Genomic DNA, 24,098 nt, shown 5'->3' on the forward strand with positions numbered 1-24,098 from the left:
TTGGCAAGTAATGACAGTGATGGTGTGATGATGAAGACAATGAGTTTGCCCTTGATTTTGCTGATGATGCTAAGCCCATTTTCAGCACAGGCAGGCACGCAGAATCCTGATGTTAGAGCGGTGAAATCTTTTGAGGGTGATGAGACAATCTTGGTTAAGCCTGTAAAAAATGAATTGCGATCCAACCATGGCATAACGCTTGATGTGCTAGATACTCAGCCTAATAAACTGTATGGCATAGATGGGTTGCATCAAGGAAAAGTGCCTCTTAATGCCATCTCTCCAAACACCCTAAAAACTTTCGTGTCGGTCATTGATTTGATTCGGCGAGAATATCCTGAACAGACGACAGATGATGAGCTGTTTTATGACGCCATCAATGGCATGCTTCATAAGCTTGATGGTCATGCTGAATTTTTAGATGCTAAGGATTTTGCCAATTTGCAATCATTCACCGTGGGTAAAGTGGCGGATGTTGGCATGAGTGCTGTTTGGCAAGATAAAGTTGGGCATTGGGTGGTTAGCCAAGTAATTGCTGACTCGCCTGCACAAAAATCTGGCATAGCAGTAGGGGATTATTTGCATCAAATCGGTGATGTGCGTCTGTCCACTGAGCAAAGTGCTAATGATGTGGCTCAACTGCTCAACGGTATTTTGGGAACGAAAGTTGATGTTACTTTTTCTAAAATGGGTCGTTCTAAAAAAACCAAAACACTTGAACGCACGCATCAGACGCAGTCAAGCATCGAGGCGATGGTCAAAGGTGGTATCATCATCATAAAACTGCCAGTTTTTCAGACGAATACTCGTGAGCAGATTTTAAATGGTGTGGCCAGTGCTGGCGTACCAATAAAAGGCATGATCATTGATGTTCGCAATAATCCTGGAGGTGTGTTGGAGTCGGCGGTTGATGTGGCGTCTTTATTCATGCGTAATCAGACAGTAACACAAGTCAAGGACAAAGAGGGCGTTAAGCGAGTCATGCGTACCACAGGGTCGCCATTACTCAATGAAATCCCACTCATCATTATCCAAAATCGTTATTCTGCGTCGGCAGCGGAAGTGCTGACAAGTAGCTTGCAAGCTCAAAAAAGGGCGGTCATCGTAGGTGAGACGAGCTATGGCAAAGGCTCTGTTCAATCTGTGATACCAATTGGTAATGATCAAGCAGTCAAGCTGACCACTGCTTATTATCTGACGGCAAAAAACAAAGAGATTGATCAGGTTGGTGTCAAGCCTGATGTCTTACTCATCACCCCCAAAGACTCTTCCCAAGATGAGACAGCACCGATTGATGGGTGGCTGGAACAAGCCTTATTGCTAATGGATAAAGACAAGCTTACCGAGGGCATTGAGTTTTCGCCAGTGGGTGGTTTTTGACGCAGTGGTAGTTGCTTTGTGCGTGGTGAATTTATGGTTCGTCAGCATGGTCGGTTTGGCGTGGAATGGCAGGTAATGTGCCATCACAAAACTCAATATGAATGTCTTGATTAGCATCAAGCTGTGATTTTTTGGAGATGACCTTGCCATGTTGATGAATGAGGGCATAGCCCTTAGCCAGTGTTTTGGCAGGGTGCTGAATGAAGATGAGGTATTGTAAATGCTGACAATGCTCACGCAGCAGTTCCAGTCTTGCCGTAATTACTTTATGATTATTTAGTAATTGTTTTGTATGTATTTTAGCGTGAGACACTTTGGCAATTGCCTGTGTTTTATTTTGATTCATCAAATGTTTGGTAAGATCTTTTTGATGACCAAGTTGATGATTGGCTAAGATTTTTAGGGTGGTCATTTGGCTTTGGGTGTCTTTTTTGGCAAGCTCAATCAGCCTAGATGTTGATGTGTGAATGCGTTGCATGGCGAGCTTGGCATCTTGAGTGATGTTAATCAGCTGCCGTTCAATGGCTGCAATGACTTTTGATGGTGTGTCAAAGCGTGTGTGTGCCACCTCATCAATCAGTACTTTATCACGCTCATGCCCGATACCTACCCAAACAGGAATGTTTTGTTCAGCGATGAGTGCCGCCAATTCAAAATCGTTAAGATATGCCAAATCTCCCGCCGAACCACCGCCACGAATGATGACCATTAAGTCTGGCAAATGACCAAACCGTGCATGAAATTGTTCCATGCTTTGAACTAAAGCGATTCTGATTTCATTGGCTGCATGATTGCCCTGAAAGGTTGCATGATGGTAATGAAATTGGCATGCTCCCGCCCATTCCAATCTGTCCGCTTCACGACGAAAATCTCCCAATCCTGCAGCACCCTCAGGAGAGATGACAATCACATGACGAATGTCAAAAGGTGCTGGCAAGGATTTATTCAGCTGTATCAAACCTTCATCATAAAGGCGTGTCAGCATCGCTTGGTAGGCGATGGCCAGCTGACCGATGGTGTAATTAGGGTCAATGTCATTGATGTTAATGCTAAATCCGTATTGGGGGTGAAAATTCGCTGATGCCTTAATCAGAATGCTGATACCAGCTTGTAATGCTTGACCTGTGGTGTTGTGAAATTTTGATAAGACAGTGCTTGCTCTGTGTCGCCATAATGTACCACGACAGCTGGCAATGATTTGATCGCCATCATCTTTTTCTGCCAGCTCAAAATAATAATGCCCTCCTTTAGATGACATGGCACGCACTTCGGCACGCACCCAAACTTCATGATTAAAAGCATCATTAATGACCATTTTGACTGCTGTCAGATAATCGCTTAAAGCAAGTTGTGTACCTTGCCATTCATCATACTCACTTTCATCATTTTTTTGATCCATCTCTGCTAGGATTTGGGCATGTAGTCGCTCGGTATCCTCGCCAAATGTTGGTAGATTTTCAAGCATTGTGATGATTGTTTCGGTTTTTAAATTCATGGATAATGTTTGGTATGTGTGATGATTGCTACTATACCATAGCTGGCATATTTATTATAGATGGCTTGGTGCTAAAACCTAAAATGATCTGAGTTTGGATGGGTTTTTTGGAGATTTGCTGGCGTGTCATCACTGGTATTTGTGATGAAAATTGGTTATTTATCATAAAACTGATATAAAAAAATGGTATTTATAAATTTTAATAATAATTCAACAAAAATTTCCCATTTGTAATTGCCTCCATGTTCGGTTAATTTATGCGTTAATTGGTGCATGGTTGTCTCTCAATCATCTTAGATCGCCACAGCACCAACCATCAAGCAAACAAAACCAATATAAGGAAAAAATATGACCCATTTGACGATTGATGGCGAACGCTTGCCAGCATCATCGGCATTGCCATGGAAAAAAGCCATGAAGATGCCACGATTTTAAAGAAATTCATTCACAGTTACTACCACTGCTTACACCATAGCATCGCAGATCAGCTTAGCGATGTTGAGTTGGCGGGTATGGCATTGCATCATTTTAGTCAACTAAAAAATCATGATGGGCAAGCACCCAGACTTTCGGTCATCAATCCTGTCAGTGATGAACATTACTTTTCTAGCAGGGGCAGTGTGGTTCAGATGACGGTGTTGGACCGCCCATTCTTGACCGACACAGTCATGATGAGTCTTGAAAAGCAGGGTGTGTCAGTCAAGCGTATTCATAATGTGATTGTTAAAGTGGCTCGTGATGAGCAGGGTAACATCATTGATATTGCAGCGACAGATGAAAGTGGTCATGACATTGCACAGCAATACTCCTTGTTGCATTGTGAAATCACTCGTCAAAGCGACAAGATGCTTAGTAATATTCATGATGCACTGCTCATGAAAATACAGACGCTTGACATCATTGTCTCTGATTGGACACTCATGCGTAACAAACTGGCTGCCATTCGTGATGAGATGGTGAACATGCCAATACCGACAGAACCAAGTTCTAAGCAAGAAGTGTTAGAATTTTTGGATTGGATTGGTAGCGATCATTTCATCTTTATGGGATTTCGTGAATATCGCTTTGACAAGCTGGGTGATGAAGCTGAGCTTTATTCGGTGGGTGGTAGTGGACTTGGGGTGTTGCGTGGGGCGTCAACGGATACCTTGTCGCAGAGTTTTCATCGATTGCCTAGCCAGTTAAAGCATCTGCTTAGCTTACCGCGTGTGATTTTATTATCAAAATCTCGCCATGAATCTCCAGTACACCGCCCTGTATACATGGACTTTTTAGGCATTCATAAGTATGATGATGCTGGTCAGTTGGTGGGCGAGTATCGTTTTGTAGGATTATTGACCTCCCAAGCGTATCAAACAAGAGTGAATGACATTCCGCTATTGCGTCAAAAATCGGACGAAATCCTTGATATGTCAGGTCTGCCAAAAAATGGGCACAGTTATCTGAAGATGGCACACATCATCAATACACTGCCTCGTGATGATCTGTTTCAAGCCAGTATTGATGAACTGTACCCAATGGTCAGTGCCATCAGCCAATTACAAGACAAAAACCGTCTGCGTCTGTTCACACGCATCGATCACTACCAGCGTTTTGTGTCGTGTTTGGTGTACATTCCACGCCATAAATTTGATACTCAGCTACGCATGAAGATCCAAAAAATCCTTACTGAAAGCTATGGTGGTGAATCGTCAAACTTCACGACAGAATTTAATGAGTTGCATCATGCACGCGTGCATATTCATGTGCGTACCACTCCAGGCAAGATCAATGTGGTGGACACCACTGCCCTAGAAAATAAACTTGCTTCACTCATGCAAGACTGGTCAGATCACTACGCCAAAGCATTGAGTGAGGATTTGGGTGATGGGGAGGCTAATCGCATCATGCGTGATTATGGCGACCACATTCCTACCGCTTATAAAGAGCGTTATGACGCCAATACGGCAGTTGCAGATACCAAGCGACTGCTTGGTGTTAATGACGATAGCCCAATGGCATGGCGACTGTATCAGCCTGTGGGTGAGGGCAGCGACAGATTAACCCTAAAACTCTATGGGCAGGGTGAACCATCAATCTTATCGCATGTGTTGCCAATACTAGAGAATTTTGGGGTGCTGGTGTTAAATGCCCAGACTTTCAAGTTTGATAATGCTCAACACGCATGGATACAAGAATACAAGCTAAAATTGCGTGATGGTATCAGTGTTGATCTTGATGCGGTGCGTCGCCAATTTGAGGATAGCTTGCGTGAGATTTGGCTGGGTCATATTGAGTCGGACAAGCTTAATGAATTGATTTTGACGACGCGATTGGGTGCTTATGATGTATTGATTTTGCGTGCGTTATCACGCTATATGGTACAAGCTTGTGCACCATTTTCCAATGATTATATTCATGCCACGCTTGTTAAAAATCCAGTACTTAGTGAACAACTGGTGGCATTGTTTCACGCTAAGATGTCGCCTAGTGTCATTGAACGCGATTTTGCCATTGAGACTGCTAAAAATGCCATCAATGAGACGCTTGCTCATGTACAAAGTCTGGATGAAGATCGGATCATCCGCTGGCTATTAGACTTGATAGAAGCAATGTTGCGTACCAATTTTTATCAAGTTGATGAACAGGGTTGTCGTAAAGACAGAGTGTCTTTCAAATTTGCTGCCAGTCAAATTCCGCATTTGATGAAACCTAAGCCAATGTTTGAAATTTATGTGTACTCACCAAGAATGGAGGGTGTGCATTTGCGTGGCGGTAAAGTGGCTCGTGGTGGACTAAGATGGTCTGATCGCATGGAAGATTACCGCACAGAGGTGTTGGGGCTTGTTAAGGCACAGATGGTTAAAAATGCCATCATTGTCCCTGTTGGTTCAAAAGGTGGCTTTGTATGTAAAGATCGCACCAAGGCAACAAGTCGTGAAAGCTGGCAGGCTGAAGGCGTGGCCTGCTACAAAACCTTCATTCGTGGCTTGCTTGATTTGACAGACAATCTAGTTAATGGTGAGGTTGTGCCACCCACCAACACCGTACGCCATGATGAAGATGACCCTTATTTGGTGGTGGCAGCCGATAAAGGTACGGCAACTTTTTCAGATATCGCTAACCAGCTGTCAATTGAATACGGCTTTTGGTTACAAGATGCGTTTGCTTCTGGAGGTTCGGCAGGGTATGATCATAAAGGCATGGGCATCACTGCTCGTGGTGCATGGGAGAGTGTTAAGCGTCATTTTCGCTTGATGAATAAAGACATACAGCAGCGTGATGAAATCACCGTCATTGGTATTGGTGATATGTCTGGTGATGTTTTTGGTAATGGCATGCTATTGTCCAAGAATATCCGTTTGCAGGCTGCCTTTAACCATCTGCACATTTTTATCGACCCAAATCCAGATGCGAAAATTTCTTTTGCTGAGCGTAAGCGTTTATTCCATTTGCCTCGTTCTATGTGGACTGATTATGACGCATCACTCATTAGCGAGGGCGGTGGCGTTTTTAATCGTACTGATAAATCCATTCACATCACACCACAGATGAAAGAGGCATTTGACATTCAAGAAGATGTATTAACACCTAATGAGCTGCTGCATCGACTGTTGCAATCACCTGTTGATCTTATTTGGAATGGTGGTATTGGTACTTATATTAAATCCTCTGACGAAGAGCATGCGGATGTTGGCGATCGTGCTAATGACGCCATTCGTGTCAATGCAAAGCAAGTGCGTGCCAAGGTCGTTGGTGAAGGCGGTAATTTAGGCTGTACCCAACAGGGTCGTATTGAATATGCTAAGCATGGCGGGCGTATCTATACTGATGCCATTGACAATTCGGCAGGCGTGAACTGCTCTGACCATGAGGTAAATATTAAAATTTTACTCGGAGCGGTGGTTGAGCAAGATGAAATGACAATCAAGCAACGCAATGTGTTGCTTGAAAGCATGACCGACGAGGTGGCACAGTTGGTGTTACGCCAAAACTACCTACAACCACAAGCCATCGAACTTTCGGCACGCCAAGCGGTACAAAAACTGCCTGAACATCAAAGTTTCATGCGATTTTTGGAAAATGCAGAGCGTCTGGACAGAGTGATTGAATATTTGCCAAGTGATGAGCAACTCAAAGAACGCCAAGCATTAAAAATGGGATTGACCAACCCAGAGTTGGCTACTTTATTGGCCTATGGCAAAATGTGGGTGTATGATGAATTACTCACAAGCACGCTGACAGATGATGTTTATTTCTTAAACGAACTGAAAAAATATTTCCCAAAAGCACTCGATGTGCCGTATTTTGATGAAATGATTAAGCACCGCTTGCATCGTGAGATCATCAGTACCTATCTGGCAAATGGTCTGGTAAACCGCTTGGGTATTGAGACAGTATTTGACATTCATCAATCCACAAAGCGTAGCATTGAGGATATTGCACGAGCTTATGCAGTGGTGCGTGATGCTGTTGGAGTGCAACGATTGTGGCAAGAATTGGAATCGCTGGATAATAAAGTTGGTGCGGAAATCCAGCTGGATATTGAGCTTGATATTCGCCTAGCCATTCATCAGGCCATCACATCGCTGCTTACCAAGCATCAAGTCATTGATGTGGCACAGTTAACCGCTCAGCCAATTCAGCCTACTTCTTTTGATGCTGATTATGCCAAGATGCTTGAAAGTCGAGGTGTGCCAACTGCATCTGCAGAAATGTTCGCTCAGCTGCCCATACAAGTCTTAAACTTTGCTGGTTGATTTACCACAATAAAAAACACCCCAATATGAGAATTTGGGGTGTTTTTATTGAGTGTGTTTTGTAGAATGTCTATTGTCTCATTTTATTCTAAGTTTAATCCAGCTAGGATTTGTGGTTTGTATTGTCTTAGAATAGGTAATAGAGTATCTATCACCCAAGCTTTACGGTAGCCTTGCAGTCCAAATGGCAACTCATCATCAGGTATGTCCTGAGCGACCATGATCAGCAAGTCATTAATCCATCGACCTTTTAACAGCAGATTCTCTGGAATGTTGGTTGATTGACCATAAGCACTGATGGCTTGATCTAATGCATTTTTAAAGGGCTTTTCCTTGCTTCGGTAGATTGGTGGTGGCAAGGGTGGTAGTTTTTCCTGTGGTTGGGATTTGACCATGCGAATGATGCGTATGATTTCATCACCATACTTACGCAATGAGCCACGATTGATGGTGGTTCTTGCTAAGAGTTTGATGCTGTCAGGCAGTATTTCGATGATTTCACGCATCGCTTGCTTGTTAATGATGAAAGTTCTGGGTTCATTGATTGCTCGTGCTAATACTTCTCGCCACATGACCAGCTCTTTTAATACGCCTATTTGTAGTCTGTTGTACTCAGGAGTATAAAACTCCAAATATAAAGCGTCATCGCTGATGTTGGTAATGTCATGCAGCTCTTTAGCATAGATATTGCTGTCTTCATGAGCATGATGAAGTGTGTTTTTTTCTTCCAGCTTGCTTTTGACCGCTTTGTAAAGAGTGAGTAAGTAACGCACATCATTGGCGGCGTAGATTTCTTGTTCTGGGCTTAGTGGTCTGTTTAACCAGTCGGATTTGCTTTCACCTTTGTCGAGCTTAACACCTAAGATTTCGCTCACCGCTTGGCTGTATCCCATCTGTGTTCTGCCAGTCAAGTATGCCACGCCAATTTGCACATCAAAAACATTGGTCAAGGGGGTATTTTTGGCAAGCGAATAAAAAATACCCAAATCCTCACCGCACGCATACCAAACCATCATCGGCACCTCAATGAGTGCCTGCCATAAATCGGTCAGATCCAATGTGGGAGCATCGACCAAATAAATGGCCTGTCCAGTATTGATTTGCAAAAGTGCTAAGATGGGATGATAGGTGGAGCGTCTGATGAATTCGGTGTCTAGTGCAACAATATCAATAGAATCGATCTCATCAATGAGTGCGTACAGCTCATCTTCGGTATGTACCCATAAGGTGGGCAAATCATCTAAGGTGAGACAATCGATATCATGGGCACGAAAAAAACCAAATTGTTCGTTGCTGGCGGTCAAATCAGTCATATCAAATAAAAGCGCGGTTTTGTAAAGCTTGGTGTAGAGTCAGACTGTCAACATATTCAAGCTCACCACCAATGGGAATGCCTTGAGCCAGTCTGGTAATCTTCTTGACATGAGGTCTGGCGACATCATTGATAAAAAAAGCGGTCGTCTGTCCTTCAATGGTAGCCCCTGTGGCCAAAATCAGTTCTTGAATTGGTTCGTTTTTTAGTCGGAAAATCAATTCATCAATATTCAAATCGTCTGCACCGATGCCATCAATGGGAGATAAGTGCCCCCCTAAAACAAAATATCTGCCACGGTAAGCACCACTTTGTTCAATAGCCATCACATCAGACGCACTTTCAACCACGCACAATATGCTTTCATCACGACGAGAATCAGTACAGATAGGGCAGACATCATCATCACTGAATGAATGGCAATATCGGCATTCAATGATATCGCGCATGGCGGTATCAAGTGCTTGGGCAAGACTGATTCCTTGTGGGCGTTTTTTAGCAAGTAATTGCAACGCCATGCGTTGGGCGGTTTTTTGTCCAACGCCAGGCAAATGTTGCAACTCTTTGACCAAATGTTCAAAATTGGGGGTTAGCACGGCAGATCGCTTAGCCAAACAGACCTTGCATGCTTTTTGGCAGACCCATGCCTGTGGTGGCACCAGCCATAACCTCTTCGTGCAGTTCGTCAGCTTGACGCACCGCATCATTGACAGCAGCAGCCACCAAGTCTTCAATCATATCAGGTTCATCATCCATCAAGCTTGGATCAATGCTTAAACGCTTGATGACATGGCGACCTGTCATGGTTACTTTAACCAATCCATTCCCCGCCTCGCCATGCACTTCTTTCTTGGCAAGGCTTGCTTTGGCAGCTTCAACATTCTTTTCGACTTGCTGTTGCATCGCTTGGGCTTGCTGCATGAGTGCTTGAATATTCATGAGATGTTCCTAAGTATTTAATGAATGATGAAAATATTATAACACATATTTATTGGCTAAAAAAATCTAAGTGGCGAACTTGCCAATCAGCTTCATATCATAGCTTACACGCACCACCAGCACAGCCATCATCCATGTCGCTTTGACTGTCATCTGCACCATCACGAGTATTGTGATAATACAAGGTCTTAACACCAAACTTATAGGCGGTGAGTAGGTCTTGGATCAGAACTTTCATCGGCACCTTTCCGCCGTCAAATTTAGCAGGGTCATAGTTGGTATTGGCAGAAATGCTTTGGTCAATGAATTTTTGCATGATGCCGACCAGTCTGAGATATCCTTCGTTATTTGGGATTTGCCACAGTAACTCATAATGATAAGCCAGGCGTTCGATTTCAGGGACGACCTGTTTTAAAATGCCGTCTTTGGATTGCTTGATGGACACCAAACCTCGGGGCGGTTCAATGCCATTGGTGGCATTGGCGATTTGTGAGCTGGTTTCTGATGGCATGAGTGCGGTCAGTGTTGAATTTCTAAGCCCGTGTGTTTTAATTTCGTTACGCAACACTTCCCAGTCGTAATGCAAAGGCTCCTGACAAATCGTATCTAAGTCTGATTTGTAAGTGTCGATCGGTAAGATGCCTTGGCTATAAGTGGTTTGGTCAAACCAAGGGCAGGCCCCCTGTTCTTTGGCAAGCTTATTCGATGCTTTTAATAAATAATATTGTAATGCCTCAAAAGTTCGGTGTGTCAAGCCCAATGCGGCATTGTCTGAATAGCGAGTACCATTTTTTGCCAAATAATAAGCAAAGTTAATCACGCCTACGCCCAAAGTACGGCGATTCAAACTGCCTTTTTTGGCAGCAGCGACTGGATAGTCTTGATAATCAAGCAGGGCATCTAAAGCGCGTACGATGAGTTCAGCAGGCTCTTCAATATCGGTTAAGTTGTTGATTTTGCCTAAATTAATGGCTGATAGGGTGCAAAGTGCAATTTCACCGTTTTCATCGTTAATGTTGTTAAGTGGTTTGGTTGGTAAGGCGATTTCCATGCACAAATTCGACTGGCGAATTGGTGCAACGCTTGGATCAAACGGACTGTGTGTGTTGCAGTGATCAACATTTTGTATGTAAATACGACCTGTGCTGGCACGCTCTTGGAGCATGATGCTAAACAACTCTCTGGCAGAGATGCGATGTTTTCTGATGGTTTTATCAGCTTCATACTGACTGTATAGGCGTTCAAACTCGGCTTGGTCAGCAAAAAATGCCTCATACAATCCAGGAACATCTGATGGTGAAAATAGCGTGATTTCTTTGTTTTGGATCAGGCGGGTATATAGGGTTTTATTAATTTGAACCCCATAATCCATGTGTCGAACACGATTATCTTCGACGCCACGATTATTTTTTAACACCAGAAGATTTTCGATTTCTAAATGCCACATTGGATAAAACAAGGTTGCTGCACCACCACGCACACCACCTTGAGAGCAGGATTTGACCGCCGCTTGAAACATCTTAAAAAATGGAATGCAACCTGTGTGTTGAGCTTCACCACCACGAATTGGTGAGCCTAACGCACGGATTGCCCCTGCATTGATGCCGATACCTGCACGCTGTGATACATAGCGAACGATGGCAGAAGTGGTGGCGTTGATGCTGTCTAAATTATCATCACACTCTATCAGTACGCATGAGCTGAATTGGCGAGTGGGTGTGCGTACGCCTGCCATGATGGGGGTTGGTAGTGAAATGTAGAAATTAGAAGTGGCATCATAAAAACGCTTCACATAATCCAGTCTTTCGGATCGGTCATAGCCTGCAAACAGACACATGCCAACAAGAACATACAAAAACTGTGGGCTTTCATAGACTTGCTTAGTCACACGGTCTTGCACAAGATATTTACCCATCATTTGCTCAACGGCGGCGTACGCCAGGTTCATGTCTCGATGGTGATCTATGTGGTTGTTAAGCACTTCAAATTCTTCTTTGGAATAATCCTCCAAAATGTGTTTGTCATACTTGCCTTGTGCGGTGAGCTTGACGACATGATCGTACAGATGGGGCGGTTCAAAAGTGCCATAGGCGATTTTACGCAAATGAAAAATTGCCAATCGTGCTGCCAGATATTGATAATCAGGCGTATCAGTAGAAATGAGATCGGCTGCTGCTTTGATGATGGTTTCATGGATGTCGCAGGTGGCAATTCCATCGTAAAATTGAATGTGTGATTTGAGTTCTACTTGGGATACGGAGACATTGGTCAAGCCTTCAGCTGCCCAATTAATCACCTTGTGGATTTTTTCTAGATCAATCGGTTCCGATTTGCCATTTCGTTTTGTCACTTGGATTTTGTCGATGTGTACCATGAACGCAGTTTTCCGTATGATGAATCAATTAAAAGAATGATGCCACTTTTTGATGAATGTGTGCCAATATGGGTAAAAATCATGTTTTTTGAATGGTCAAAAGCACCAATATGGGAGAATTTAACTTGATGGTTTTTATTACCATATCTAGACGAATTCTCCAAAGACAGCACAATATATCCTAAAAATTTTGAAAAAACTAGCTTGTTTTTTTGGTGATTTTATGAATGAGTTTTTGGTAATTTATGGAGGCTATGACAGATAAGGGGGGTGGGGTTGTCAATACCTTTTTTTAATTTTTTTTTGACTGAATGGTCTGTGATTTTTTGGTATAAAAAAGTACGCACTCAGTTAAGTGCGTACTTTGGCAAGGTGAAATCATCAGACGCTTGCCATCAAGCTGGCATTACCACCTGCAGCGGTGGTATTGTGGCTTTGACTGATTTCATGATATAAGCGAGCGATGTCTAAGGTGTGTGTCGCATCAATCACACGGCGAATTGGCCCGTCTAAACCTGCCAAACGCACTTGTTCATCTGTCGGCATTGGCTCAAGGCAGATGACGGTGTGGCAGTTGTCAACTCCTGTTTGTTCCATGACGATGAGGGCATCGCCAAAACGCTCGCTATGCTCCGCCAGCACATGGGTTGGTGTGATGACCATGCGAATGCCATTGGCAGATAGTGCCACCAAGGCGTTGAGCGAGTTGATGAGATTGCCTCCATAAATGGCAACTGCATCAGGGGATTGCCATGATAGAGTGTTGCGTTCGCCAGTAGGGCCTGGCAGCGTGAGGGATGCACCGTTTAGGCAATTTGTCTTAGACTGATTGGCGATGTGGTTTAACTGCTGGCTTTGATTGTCTGTGATGCCGATTTGTCTGATGGCCATGATGACTTGGTCTAATAGAGTGTCGTCGGCATGTCCAAGCTGGTCAACTGTGGGAATGTGCCAAGAATCCAAGCGGCTTAATCGCTGTAAATAAAATGGACCGCCAGCCTTGGGGCCTGTGCCACTCATGCCATGACCACCAAACGGCTGCACCCCCACGACCGCACCGACGATATTGCGATTGATATAGATATTGCCTGCTTCAATGCGGCTGCTGATGTCATCAATCGCAGCATCGATTCGACTGTGAATGCCATGCGTTAAGGCGAAACCTTTTTTATTGATGCTGTCAATCAAATCATGCAGTTCATGTTTTGCAAAACGCACGACATGTAATACAGGACCGAACACTTCTTTTTTAAGTTGTGCTAAGTTTTGTAGTTCGAACATGATGGGTGCGACAAAAGTTCCCTGATCTTTTGAGCGAATTTTCACTTCATGAAAAGGTGAGGTTTGTTTTAGGGTGTTGATGTGATGAAGCAGATTGTCTTGCGCTTCAGCATCAATGACAGGACCGACATCGGTAGAAAGACAAGTAGGGTTATCCACCACCAATTCATCCATGGCACCTTTAATCATCTCAATCATATGATCTGCAATGTCTTCTTGGACGCATAAAATACGCAATGCTGAGCAACGCTGACCTGCCGAATCAAACGCAGATGCCAACACATCAGCACACACCTGTTCTGGTAGGGCGGTAGAATCGACAATCATCGCATTCATACCGCCAGTTTCAGCGATAAGTACAGGGTTGTCTGTACGCTTTGCCAAAATGCCATTGATGCGTTTGGCGACATCGGTTGATCCTGTAAAAATTACGCCACCGATACGATCATCATTGGTCAAAGCAGCACCAACATCGCCTGAACCCAGCACCAGTTGTAAAGCGTCTTGTGGCACGCCAGCTTCATGAAGCCAGCTGACTGCCAGATGGGCAATCAGAGATGTTTGTTCGGCAGGCTTGGCAACAACTGTATTACCTGCCGCCAAGGCTGACACCACCTCACCGACAAAAATCGCCAATGGAAAATTCCAAGGACTGATGGCCACCATTGTACCAATGGGGCTATTAAGATTCAGTCGTTCGATTTCATCTGCATAGTAACGACAAAAATCCACCGCCTCCCTGACTTCAGCAATGGCGTTTGGCAGAGTTTTGCCAGCCTCTCGTACAGCGATCATCATCAGTAATGCCATGCGAGTTGGGTTTTCCATCAAATCAGCAAAATGGCGTAGTATGGTAGCTCTTTGAGCTGGTGGGGTCGCCTGCCAGCCACTTTGTGCATTGATTGCGGCAGTGATGACCTCATGGATGCTGTTGAGATTGATGAATGATACTTGACCGACGATGTCATTGTGATTGGCAGGATTGTTAATAACATGGGGGGCTTGATGCTGAACACTGATGCTGGTTAGGGATTTGATGTTAAAATCAATTTGAGTGGCGGCGTTCATATTGGCTTCAAGAGTGGTCAATACATGCTCGTTTGATAGGTCCATGCCATAGGAATTTTTGCGTTCGCCATAGATGTGGCGTGGCTTTGGTGTGAGTGGATTGGTGGTGATGTGATGAATATCTATTTCATCTAGTGGCGATGTGGTCAGCTCATCAATGCTGACTTTTTCATCAACGATTCGATTGACGAATGATGAATTGGCACCGTTTTCTAGCAAGCGGCGAACCAAGTAAGCAAGCAGTGTTTTGTGCGTTCCAACAGGTGCGTAGATACGCACACGACGATCTAGGTTTTTTTCGCCAACCACTTGGTCATATAGGGTCTCACCCATGCCATGCAAACACTGAAATTCAAAGTCTTTGCCCTTGCCCATCTGGTAGATGGTGGCAAGACTTTGGGCGTTATGGGTGGCAAACTGTGGAAAAATGGCATCTTGGGCGGCAAGTAGCTTTTTGGCACACGCCAAATAAGACACATCGGTATGAACCTTTCTTGTATAGACAGGGTAATCATTCATGCCATCAACTTGAGCCCATTTGATTTCACTGTCCCAATAGGCTCCTTTCACCAAGCGAATCATCAATTTTTGATGATGGCGGCGAGCTAAGTCAATTAAGTAATCGATGACATAAGGGCAGCGTTTTTGGTAGGCTTGCACCACAAAACCAATGCCGTTAAAGCCTGCCAAGTCAGGGTCGGACACCAGCTTTTCCATCAAATCCAATGAAAGCTCTAAACGGTTGGCTTCTTCGGCATCGATATTTAAACCAATGTCATACTCTTTGGCAAGTACAAACAAGGCTTTTAGGCGTGGCAATAGCTCAGTCATCACTCGCTTGTGCTGGGCTCGTGCATAGCGTGGATGAATGGCGGATAATTTGACAGAAATCCCATTGCCATCGTACACACCACGACCTTGTGCATCTTTGCCGATGGCGTGAATGGCAGTGACATAGTCATTATAATAACGGTCAGCATCCGCCTCGGTCATCGCTGCCTCGCCAAGCATGTCGAAGCTGAATCGATAGCCAAGCTTTTCACGCTCTTTGCCGTTAGCCAATGCTTCTTTGATGGTCTGACCTGTAACAAACTGCTGACCTAAGATTTTCATGGCATGATTAACACCAGCACGAATGAAAGGTGCACCACCTTTTTGAATGATGCGAGTCAGTGCAGAGCCTAAACCATCTGAGGTCGGTTGGGTGAGTTTGCCAGTTAATACCAAGCCCCAAGCGGCAGCATTGACAAACATTGATGGGCTATTGCCGACATGACTTTTCCAGTCGCCATCAGACAGCTTGTCTTGAATGAGTTGATCGCGTGTGGCAATGTCTGGAATGCGTAATAATGACTCAGCCAGACACATGAGTGCCACGCCTTCTTCACTTGATAAAGAAAACTCCTGCATGAGTGCGTCCACGCCTGACGACTTGCTGCGGTTGGTGCGTACTTGAGTGATGAGTTGGTGGGAAAGCGTGCGAATCTCTTGCTTTTGTGTGGCATCAAAATCGAGGGTGCTAACAAGGGTTTTTACTGCGGTGGGTTCATCTAGGCGATAGGCTGAAGTGATGGCGTCACGAAGCGTGCTTTGGGAATGCGTAAAGTGAAACATGATGCGTCCTTTAAGAAAGATGAAGAATCTTTTTTGTGGTGATTTTGTTTATTTTAAAGAGATATTATATCATCATCTTTAAAAAAATTCCCAATCAAAAATATCAAGCCGATTTTTCATCATCATAATTTTTTTTGGTGATTAACCAAGCTTTGATCATGGTGTCAATCGATGGGCATAAAAAAATGCGACCGACATTAAGCCTTGGTCGCATTTGAATGGGTTGGTTATTAAGGTTAACGAATCTCAACCGAAGCACCATTTTGAATGTTGGCATAAAGTTCCAAGACATCCCAGTTGGTCAAGCGAATGCAGCCAAGCGAAGACTGGCGACTGATGCCCTCTGGAATTGGCGAGCCATGAATGCCGTAGCTGGGCTTATTCAGACCCATCCAAACAACACCGACAGGGCTGTTAGGACCTGGAGGTAAGATGAAATGCTTTTTATTGGTTGGGCTGTCTCGATTGACAGTGGCCTTATAATGCGGCATTTTAACTTTATTGATGATCTTAAATGTGCCGCCAGGCGTAGAGGTTGCTGAACTGCCGACAGTGATTGGATAAGTAGCGACCAGTTGATTGCCATCATAAGCATACAGTATGTTGGTGCTGCGATCAGCAATCACACGAGTAACACGCTTGGATGCTGGCTTGCCAGTATTGATGACAGTGATGGTCTCTCCTTCAATAAAGCGTTTGTTGGCATTAAGTTTTTTGAGATATTTGACATCCATGTGAAAGCGTTCGCCAAGCATCTCTTGGATGTTCTCATAACTTAATGCTTTTAGTTTTGAACGAGATTCTGCATCGCTGGGCAATGTTTTATAAGGACCTTTGACATCGTCTTTGGTGATGGTATAAGACACTAAGACTGGCTGATCGGCATCAATGTTTTGAGTCAGTGCAAGCCATGTTGCCTCATTCATCTTGCCTGTGGCTTCAAGGTTGTGCATTGTTTGAAAATTAATCAACGCTTTTTTGCTATTCATGCCCCATCCGCCATCAATTGGACCTGGGCTGGCATGATTCCAATCAAGCAATACCTGCATTTTTACCGTCATGGCGGTATTGACTTTCATGTCTGGCGACCAAGTGGCGGTATTGACTTTTCTGGCGTAATCAGACAGATTGACGGTGGTGGTGCGTTTACCACCTTGTTCGATGCTTTGAATGGAGGTGGTATCAATCGCATTGCCATCTTGAACCACTTCGCCATCAATGATATCGCCATCGCTTTGTGCGTCATTGTGCGGTTCATTTGCCAAGGCCATGCTGCTAAAACATAAAGACAGCCATAGTAATGTTGTGCTGATGATTTTTTTGTGATGTGCCATAAAATTGCCGATTTGATTAAGTTTGATTAAGCTGGTAAAAGCTGGTCATCATACCATAATTCGATATGCCTTAAAAGCATAAACTGTCGTATTCATTGCTCAAATTAAGCATTAAGATTGAACTCATTAAATGATGAATGTGTTCATCATTTAATGAGTTCAATGGTACCGCTGGCATCGTAGATGATGGTGCTTTTGCCACTTTCAAAATTGGGTGATTCTAAGTCTGCACGAGCTTGCCTTGTCATTGACATCATGGTCAAAGGTCTGGCGTGCAAGGTGTTGTCTTGACCAAGCTGTACAGAGACGATTTTATAATCGTTAGCACCAAAAGCTTGACTGATCGTCAAAGCTTCTTCTTGAAAGCGTTTGACTGCATCTAAGGTCAGTTGTTTTTTGATGTCATCGCTTGTCTTGGACGACACATGAAATGACAAGTCATCAAGCGTCATTTTTGCCTGTAAATCAGCAATCAGCTGACTGGCTTGCTCAAAATCTTGGCTTTTGATATCAAGAGATGCCGACCCTGTGAAACCTGTGATGATGTCATTATGGTTGTATCTAGGATAGGTGCTGTGATGCGAGGTTTTGACGGTAACCGATGGGTACTTTTTGGCGATGATGAGTGCGTCATTGATGCTTCGGTTGAGTGTGTTGGCAACTTCTTTGGCGGTTTTTGCTTGGGCGGTCTTGCTAAGACTGGCACGCATTTCGTCATTGGCGACTTCTTGCTTGGCACTTACGCCAAAACTGATGTGATTATAGCTACTTTGTTCGGCATGTGCGACCGTTAAGGTAAGAGCGGCTAAAATGGGTGTCAATTGAACCAAACGCATGAATACTCCTTGGTGGTTAACGAATTGAAATATGATGGTTTGTGCGTTCTGATGCGTTCTTAGCATCTTAATCATCAATGAAAACCATTTTAATCAAATCAATCCTGCGTTGCTGTATATATTTGTAACCATGAACAAACAGATGCTGTGTTCGACCATGTCATGGGTCATGGTGGAGTGATCTGTTCATACAATAATCGGTAGGTATCGCATTAAAATGTAACAACACGATGGGGTCGTGTGGTGGTGCGACACATCACCTCATAGCCAATCGTGCCTGCACATGCGGCAATCTCATCAATGCTTGGTGCGTCTTTCATGCCCCATAAAACAATGCTTGTGCCTATATCGGCAGTGGCAATGTCGGTCAAGTCAATCATCATGATATCCATTGCCACACGCCCAACGATGGGCGTGCGAATGACTTGTCCATCGACCACCACGCCTACCCAAGCCCCCGCTACCACCCTGGGGTAACCATCCCCATAGCCACAGCTGATGATGCCGATGCGACTAGATCGCTTGGCTGTCCAAAGTGCCCCATAGCTGACCGTGTCTCCTTTATTTAGTCTTTGTATTGCCATGACGCTGGTGGTCAATGTCATGGCTGGCTTCAATCCAAGCTCATCGGCAGTGATGTGAGCAAAAGGGCTGGATCCATAAAGCATGATGCCTGTGCGCACCCAGTCATAATGGCAATTTGGCTGACTGATAATCCCCGCAGAATTGCATAATGATGCTTGGATTTTATCATCAACGGTATTGCAAAGCGTGTCAAGCAATTCTTTAAACAGCGTGATTTGTTTGTCGGTGATGAGGCTGTTTGGTTCATCAGCACAGGCGAAATGGCTGGTTAAAATCAGTTGATAACCATTTTTGTGCAGTGCTTTGGCTGCATCTATTGCACCTTGTTTATCAAACCCTAAGCGGTTCATGCCAGTGTTGTATTTTAGCCAAATGGTATTAGTTAAGCTGCCTTGGCTGGCAGGGTGTTTGATGGCGAATTCAAGCTGTTCTTTGCCATGAATCACGCAACCAAAGCCATGTTCTAAAGCAATGAGCCATTCAGCTTCACTAAAAACCCCTTCAATGAGTATGATGGGCTTTTTCATGCCTAGGGCGTTACAAGTGCTTTGAACGGCTAACGCCTCACTCATGCATGCCACCCCAAAAGCATCGGCATCTTGTAGTCCCAATAGGGTATGTGCGATGCCATGCCCATAGGCATCGGCCTTAACCATCGCCAACACCTTAGCAGGGTGATGAGGGTTTAGGGTGTTTTTGATGGCATTTAAATTATGTGCCAAAGCGGCGTGATTGATGATGATGCTGGTGTTTCGCATGGTTTGTATCACTGATGTTGGTAGGGGTGTGTGTTATTCATCAACATGCCACAAGGTTTATATTGATGAAGGTGAAAAAATTCCTAGGCTGATAAAGAGGTGGATGTCAGATTACTCTTCATAATCATCTGGGACGCCATGACCTGCAATGAAATTACTAAATCGTGTGAACTGCCCTTCAAATTTTAGCGGTACTGTGCCAATCGGGCCATTACGCTGCTTGCCAATGATGATCTCAGCAAAGCCTTTATTATCCGCCTTGTCTTTGTTGTACACTTCATCACGATAGATGAACATGATGAGATCGGCATCTTGCTCAATCGCTCCAGATTCACGCAAGTCTGACATGACTGGGCGTTTGTTTGGTCGCTGTTCAAGGCTTCGGTTGAGTTGTGATAATGCTACGACAGGGCAATTCATTTCACGAGCCAATGCCTTGATGCTGCGACTGATTTCACCGATTTCACCAACACGATTATTCTCCATGCCTGGAACTTTCATCAGCTGTAGATAGTCTATGATGATCATGCCTAGACCGCCATCATGATTTTTTGCGATACGGCGACAGGTGGAGCGAAGTTCGTTTGGTGGTAGGTTGTTGCGAGCATCAACATACAAATGCGTGTCTTGTAGCATGGTGATGGCGGTAGAAAGCTGAGCCCATTCTTGTTCGCTCATGTTACCTGAACGCAAGTTGGTTTGATTGATCTGTCCCAATGATGACAGCATGCGAGTAACGATGGATTCGGCGGGCATTTCCATGGAAAATACCACCACGGGCAGCCCTTGCATGAGTACAGACTCTGCCAGATTCATCGCAAAGGTGGTCTTACCCATTGATGGTCTTGCCGCCACGACAATCATATCGCCTTTTTGCAGACCTTGGGTTTTGTTGTTCAGTTCTTCAAATGGGGTGCTAAGCCCAATCATTGAGCCGTCTCGTGCTTTGAGTTCGGCAAGTTGATTGGTAACATTAGTTAAAATATCAGTAATATTTTGTACTCCTTGCTTGCCTGTGCCGCTGCTGTAATTTTCATTGATGCGAAAAATGTCAGCTTCCACGGTATCTAATATGTCGCTGACGGTTTGCTTTTTTGGGTGGTAGGCCAAATTAAGCATGTTATTGGCAGACTTGATCAGTTGTCGATACACTGAAAGCTCACGCACACGCTCAGCATACGGCACAAGATTGAACATTGTGGCTGGGCTTTGGTTGATTTGCATCAGATACTCTTCACCCCCTGCGGCATTGAGCAGATTTTGGGTGTTGAGGTGATCGTACACCATTAAGCTGTCGTAAGGTTGATTGACTTTGGATAAATGGGCGATGGCACGAAAGATGTGTTTGTGCCTTTCTCCATAGAAGTCATCCTCTTTGATGATGTTATCAATGCTCTCAAACGACTCATCAATACTCATCAAAGAAGCAAGCAATGCTTGTTCGATATCAATGCTGTGCGGTGGTTGTAAGCTTAATAAATCATCAACTTTTGGGGTTGAGGTATTGTTTTGAGTAACTGTATTCATATCGCATCTGTCATTGGGCAAATGTTGTTACATGTTCTACCATGATGGAGGTGAATTTTAGCACAAAATGCACCAAATAAATGGTAAAATTTATCCATCAAACCGCCAAAACCATCAAGGAAAAATCATCATGCCCGCCACTCATTTTTCCCCAAAAAAACCGCTACTCATCACCACAGGCGAGCCTGCTGGTATTGGCATGGACATCATCATTGATGTGCTTTGCCATCAAGATGGCACATTGCCAAAACCGCTATTGATTACCGCAGATGCCCAAGCGTTTTTTGAGCGTGTTGATGAGTTGCATGCCGTTGGGGCGATTTGTCAAAAGCCACAGCTGACCATCATCAATGAAAGTCAGGCGATGAGCATGACACAAAATGCCAAGTTGCCCAATAATGTGTGTGTCATCAATACGCCTTGTGATGGCAAAGTAAAAGCAGGGCAGCTTAACATCAATCATGCCACCATGGTGGAAAGGCAGTTGAGTTTGGCACACACATTAGCAAGTCATGGTTTGGTGGGTGCGATTGTTACCGCACCCATTCAAAAGTCGGTGATGATTGATGGTGAGGTTTGCCTTGATGATGGTGCTTTGTTTAGTGGTCATACCGAATATTTCATGCAAAAGGCGAATTGTGATAAAGTGGTGATGATGCTTGCCAATACAAAAATGCGCGTGGCACTTGTTACTACGCACATTCCTTTAAGCATGGTTGCTGATGCGATCACTCATCAAGAAGTTTGCGACACGGTGCGAATCACGCATGATGCCATGGTCAAGCAGTTTGGGGTGAATCACCCAAAAATTTTAGTGTGCGGATTAAATCCGCATGCAGGCGAGAATGGCCATTTGGGCGATGAGGAAGTGAATGTCATCAATCCAGCATTACAAACATTCATTGATGAGGGCATGGATATCAGCCTTGCCATGCCAGCCGACACGCTGTTTACGGATAAGTATCTGACGCAGGCGGATGTCATCATTGCCATGTATCACGATCAAGGGCTGGCACCGCTCAAATCTCATGGCTTTGGTGATACGGTGAACATCACGCTTGGCTTGCCCTATGTACGCACTTCGGTGGATCATGGTACGGCACTTGATTTGGCAGGGTCGGGAAGGGCAAATAGTAGTAGTCTAAGACAGGCGATAAAAGTGGCGTGTGAGATGGTGGAGTGATGAGATTGCTTAATCCGTTTAAAGTATGTATCTTAAAAGTTAAGTTGCTGTATTTTCATTGCCTTTCTTAAGTTCCATCATTTAATTGATACCTTAACTCTCTTGCTGAGACAATTTTCTTGCCTCTCTAAGTAAAAGCTCATCTTGTTTCACAATGGAATGAATACGGTTTTCCCGCATTATGCACCCATACACCCAATCTACCCACATGATAGGTGTGGAAGTCATCAACTTCGATATTATAGACGGTATCGGTGTGGTTGGGTAGTAGGTATTGGCTTAGGACTTCTACTTCTTGATTGTTTCTATCAAGCAGTATTATCCCTTGTTCTAGCAAGGAGGCTTTTAGCCAGCCTGTGTCTTTGATCCAAAAGGGGTGTTCTGCTGTGGTTTGTAGGGTTTCTATATCGCCTTGATGGTTTTTGACTGTGACTTGGAAAATGGGCTGGTTGGGTGTGGCTTTGGTGGCAACAACAGGGCGATAGCCATATTCTAGGGTAATGTCATTTCGTGTCCAAATCAGTTCACCACCTGTGAAGGTCTCAATGGCTTTTAAGCCCTCTGATGTTTCAATGAGTGTACCTGCGGTAAAGCAATAGGTGCCAGTGGTGCAGGTTGCTTTGGCTACATTTGCATTGCGACCAGCTGCAGAAACACCTTTTTGTCTTAATGTGGTGAGTGCCAGCCTGCCAATATATCTGATAGCTTTTACAGCACCAAAAATATCTTCAGGATACACAGGATTTACCTGACCTGATGTATGTAGGTGGTGTGCCTGATAAGATTGCAGTTTGGATTCAAAGTAATTGTTGGCATTACTTTGAATGAGTTGATTTGCCCTTCCAGAATTGCCATTTAGAGCTTCTGATATGCCCAGATTATCATTACCTAATCGAGCACCAAAAGCACCAGAATTGTCCAGCTGACGATTGGTTGATTTAAACATCAAAACTGGATTATTATTCATCTTTATAACATGGTTGGCGGCATCTTTCAGAGGCTTTGCACCATGCTTTTCAACCAGTTTTTTGTATACGACATCGGCGGCTTCAAAGTGTTTTATTAGATTTGCATAATCAGACTTTGGGTTGAAGTTTGGGTAATAATCAATACCGCTAATGTAACTGGCCAATTCAGTTAAGTATGCGTTAAGCTTATTATTGGCTTTTGTATCAAGTTGGGCATAAACCCAACTATAAAGCACTATTTCAGCTTCATTAGAGGAAATGCCTCTACTTCGTGCAAACAATTTGGCTTCTTGTTTTAAAATTTCTATTTCTTGGGCGTGTAGTTGTCTATTATTTGCAATAGCTGTATCTGCTGTTTTAACAGCAGTCTCGACATCATATCCTGTATAGGCTGCAATCACCCCTGTCATCAGTTTAGCCAATTCCCTATTTTTATTTTGTATGTGCTGAAATTCCAAGGTGGGTAAATTAGGATCTGATGTTGGCATGAGTTCAGCCACCACTTCACCAACAGCAGCACCGATTGCTCCAGCCTCACATTGTTTTTGCAATGCACCGGCAGCACAGCCAGTAGCGGCATGGGCGATTTTATGTAATATCCAGTTGGTATCTTTATTTTCAATAGCTAATTTGGCTGATTGCGTAGCAACATTTACATCATAGCCAGCATATGATGCAACTACACCACTCATTAGCTGTCCATAT

Annotated in this window: 15 protein-coding genes; 3 read left to right on the forward strand and 12 right to left on the reverse strand. The window is 44.1% G+C overall.

What is annotated here, in order from left to right:
* A complete protein-coding gene (locus M2R47_RS03920; protein ID WP_249099263.1) occupies positions 1 to 1,380 on the forward strand; it encodes a S41 family peptidase in 1,380 nt (459 codons plus the stop codon).
* Positions 1,381 to 1,411: 31 nt separating this feature from the next.
* Here M2R47_RS03920 and xseA read toward each other — a convergent pair whose 3' ends face one another.
* Together xseA and M2R47_RS09480 are read right to left on the reverse strand one after the other, a co-directional pair.
* Positions 1,412 to 2,875: an exodeoxyribonuclease VII large subunit gene (xseA, locus tag M2R47_RS03925; protein ID WP_249099266.1), complete on the reverse strand. Its 1,464-nt coding sequence runs from the start codon at positions 2,873 to 2,875 to the stop codon at positions 1,412 to 1,414.
* 293 nt (positions 2,876 to 3,168) lie between these two features.
* Positions 3,169 to 3,291 (reverse strand): hypothetical protein, encoded by a 123-nt coding sequence (locus tag M2R47_RS09480; RefSeq protein ID WP_283162904.1) that lies wholly within the window; start codon positions 3,289 to 3,291, stop codon positions 3,169 to 3,171.
* On the opposite strand from M2R47_RS09480, the gene M2R47_RS03930 reads away from it, so the two are divergent.
* Positions 3,277 to 7,614, forward strand: a complete 4,338-nt coding sequence (locus M2R47_RS03930; RefSeq protein WP_249099269.1) for an NAD-glutamate dehydrogenase — start codon at positions 3,277 to 3,279, stop codon at positions 7,612 to 7,614. The genes M2R47_RS09480 and M2R47_RS03930 overlap by 15 nt on opposite strands.
* An 83-nt stretch (positions 7,615 to 7,697) precedes the next feature.
* On the opposite strand, the gene M2R47_RS03935 is transcribed toward M2R47_RS03930, so the two are convergent.
* The 9 genes from M2R47_RS03935 to dnaB form a co-directional block, all read right to left on the reverse strand.
* On the reverse strand, positions 7,698 to 8,927 hold the full coding sequence (locus M2R47_RS03935; RefSeq protein ID WP_249099272.1) for a ribonuclease D: 1,230 nt from the start codon (positions 8,925 to 8,927) through the stop codon (positions 7,698 to 7,700).
* A gap of 1 nt (position 8,928) precedes the next feature.
* Positions 8,929 to 9,522, reverse strand: coding sequence for a recombination mediator RecR (gene recR, locus M2R47_RS03940; RefSeq protein ID WP_249099275.1), 594 nt, complete (start codon positions 9,520 to 9,522; stop codon positions 8,929 to 8,931).
* Between the two features lie 10 nt (positions 9,523 to 9,532).
* The gene (locus tag M2R47_RS03945) at positions 9,533 to 9,865 is read right to left on the reverse strand and encodes a YbaB/EbfC family nucleoid-associated protein (protein ID WP_249099278.1); all 333 of its coding nucleotides are present in this window, start codon (positions 9,863 to 9,865) and stop codon (positions 9,533 to 9,535) included.
* A 97-nt stretch (positions 9,866 to 9,962) separates the two neighbouring features.
* Positions 9,963 to 12,239 carry a class 1a ribonucleoside-diphosphate reductase subunit alpha gene (gene nrdA, locus M2R47_RS03950; protein WP_249099282.1) on the reverse strand — a complete coding sequence of 759 codons (2,277 nt, stop codon included), beginning with the start codon at positions 12,237 to 12,239 and terminating at the stop codon, positions 9,963 to 9,965.
* A gap of 381 nt (positions 12,240 to 12,620) precedes the next feature.
* Positions 12,621 to 16,202 (reverse strand): bifunctional proline dehydrogenase/L-glutamate gamma-semialdehyde dehydrogenase PutA, encoded by a 3,582-nt coding sequence (gene putA / locus M2R47_RS03955; protein WP_249099285.1) that lies wholly within the window; start codon positions 16,200 to 16,202, stop codon positions 12,621 to 12,623.
* 236 nt (positions 16,203 to 16,438) lie between these two features.
* A complete protein-coding gene (locus M2R47_RS03960; RefSeq protein WP_407068922.1) occupies positions 16,439 to 17,536 on the reverse strand; it encodes a L,D-transpeptidase family protein in 1,098 nt (365 codons plus the stop codon).
* Positions 17,537 to 17,682: 146 nt separating this feature from the next.
* The gene (locus M2R47_RS03965; RefSeq protein WP_249099288.1) at positions 17,683 to 18,372 is read right to left on the reverse strand and encodes an SIMPL domain-containing protein; all 690 of its coding nucleotides are present in this window, start codon (positions 18,370 to 18,372) and stop codon (positions 17,683 to 17,685) included.
* Between the two features lie 212 nt (positions 18,373 to 18,584).
* Positions 18,585 to 19,715: an alanine racemase gene (gene alr, locus M2R47_RS03970; protein WP_249099291.1), complete on the reverse strand. Its 1,131-nt coding sequence runs from the start codon at positions 19,713 to 19,715 to the stop codon at positions 18,585 to 18,587.
* A gap of 111 nt (positions 19,716 to 19,826) precedes the next feature.
* A complete protein-coding gene (dnaB, locus tag M2R47_RS03975) occupies positions 19,827 to 21,242 on the reverse strand; it encodes a replicative DNA helicase (protein WP_249099292.1) in 1,416 nt (471 codons plus the stop codon).
* A gap of 130 nt (positions 21,243 to 21,372) precedes the next feature.
* On the opposite strand from dnaB, the gene pdxA reads away from it, so the two are divergent.
* Complete coding sequence (gene pdxA, locus M2R47_RS03980) at positions 21,373 to 22,425, forward strand: 4-hydroxythreonine-4-phosphate dehydrogenase PdxA (RefSeq protein WP_249099295.1); 1,053 nt, start codon at positions 21,373 to 21,375, stop codon at positions 22,423 to 22,425.
* Between the two features lie 139 nt (positions 22,426 to 22,564).
* On the opposite strand, the gene M2R47_RS03985 is transcribed toward pdxA, so the two are convergent.
* The gene (locus M2R47_RS03985) at positions 22,565 to 24,085 is read right to left on the reverse strand and encodes a polymorphic toxin-type HINT domain-containing protein (RefSeq protein WP_249099298.1); all 1,521 of its coding nucleotides are present in this window, start codon (positions 24,083 to 24,085) and stop codon (positions 22,565 to 22,567) included.
* Positions 24,086 to 24,098 lie beyond the last annotated feature (13 nt).

Origin of the sequence: Moraxella oculi, from assembly GCF_023336735.1 — a bacterium.
Lineage (GTDB): Bacteria > Pseudomonadota > Gammaproteobacteria > Pseudomonadales > Moraxellaceae > Moraxella > Moraxella oculi.

Excerpts from the sequence above, each read along its gene's own strand:
- M2R47_RS03960 (WP_407068922.1), bottom strand. The coding sequence starts at position 17,536 with ATGGCACATCACAAAAAAATCATCAGCACAACATTACTATGGCTGTCT.
- M2R47_RS03945 (WP_249099278.1), bottom strand. The coding sequence starts at position 9,865 with ATGAATATTCAAGCACTCATGCAGCAAGCCCAAGCGATGCAACAGCAA.
- M2R47_RS03930 (WP_249099269.1), top strand. The coding sequence starts at position 3,277 with ATGGAAAAAAGCCATGAAGATGCCACGATTTTAAAGAAATTCATTCAC.
- M2R47_RS09480 (WP_283162904.1), bottom strand. The coding sequence starts at position 3,291 with ATGGCTTTTTTCCATGGCAATGCCGATGATGCTGGCAAGCGTTCGCCA.
- M2R47_RS03985 (WP_249099298.1), bottom strand. The coding sequence starts at position 24,085 with ATGAGTGGTGTAGTTGCATCATATGCTGGCTATGATGTAAATGTTGCT.
- dnaB (WP_249099292.1), bottom strand. The coding sequence starts at position 21,242 with ATGAATACAGTTACTCAAAACAATACCTCAACCCCAAAAGTTGATGAT.
- alr (WP_249099291.1), bottom strand. The coding sequence starts at position 19,715 with ATGCGAAACACCAGCATCATCATCAATCACGCCGCTTTGGCACATAAT.
- pdxA (WP_249099295.1), top strand. The coding sequence starts at position 21,373 with ATGCCCGCCACTCATTTTTCCCCAAAAAAACCGCTACTCATCACCACA.
- M2R47_RS03935 (WP_249099272.1), bottom strand. The coding sequence starts at position 8,927 with ATGACTGATTTGACCGCCAGCAACGAACAATTTGGTTTTTTTCGTGCC.
- nrdA (WP_249099282.1), bottom strand. The coding sequence starts at position 12,239 with ATGGTACACATCGACAAAATCCAAGTGACAAAACGAAATGGCAAATCG.
- M2R47_RS03965 (WP_249099288.1), bottom strand. The coding sequence starts at position 18,372 with ATGCGTTTGGTTCAATTGACACCCATTTTAGCCGCTCTTACCTTAACG.
- xseA (WP_249099266.1), bottom strand. The coding sequence starts at position 2,875 with ATGAATTTAAAAACCGAAACAATCATCACAATGCTTGAAAATCTACCA.
- putA (WP_249099285.1), bottom strand. The coding sequence starts at position 16,202 with ATGTTTCACTTTACGCATTCCCAAAGCACGCTTCGTGACGCCATCACT.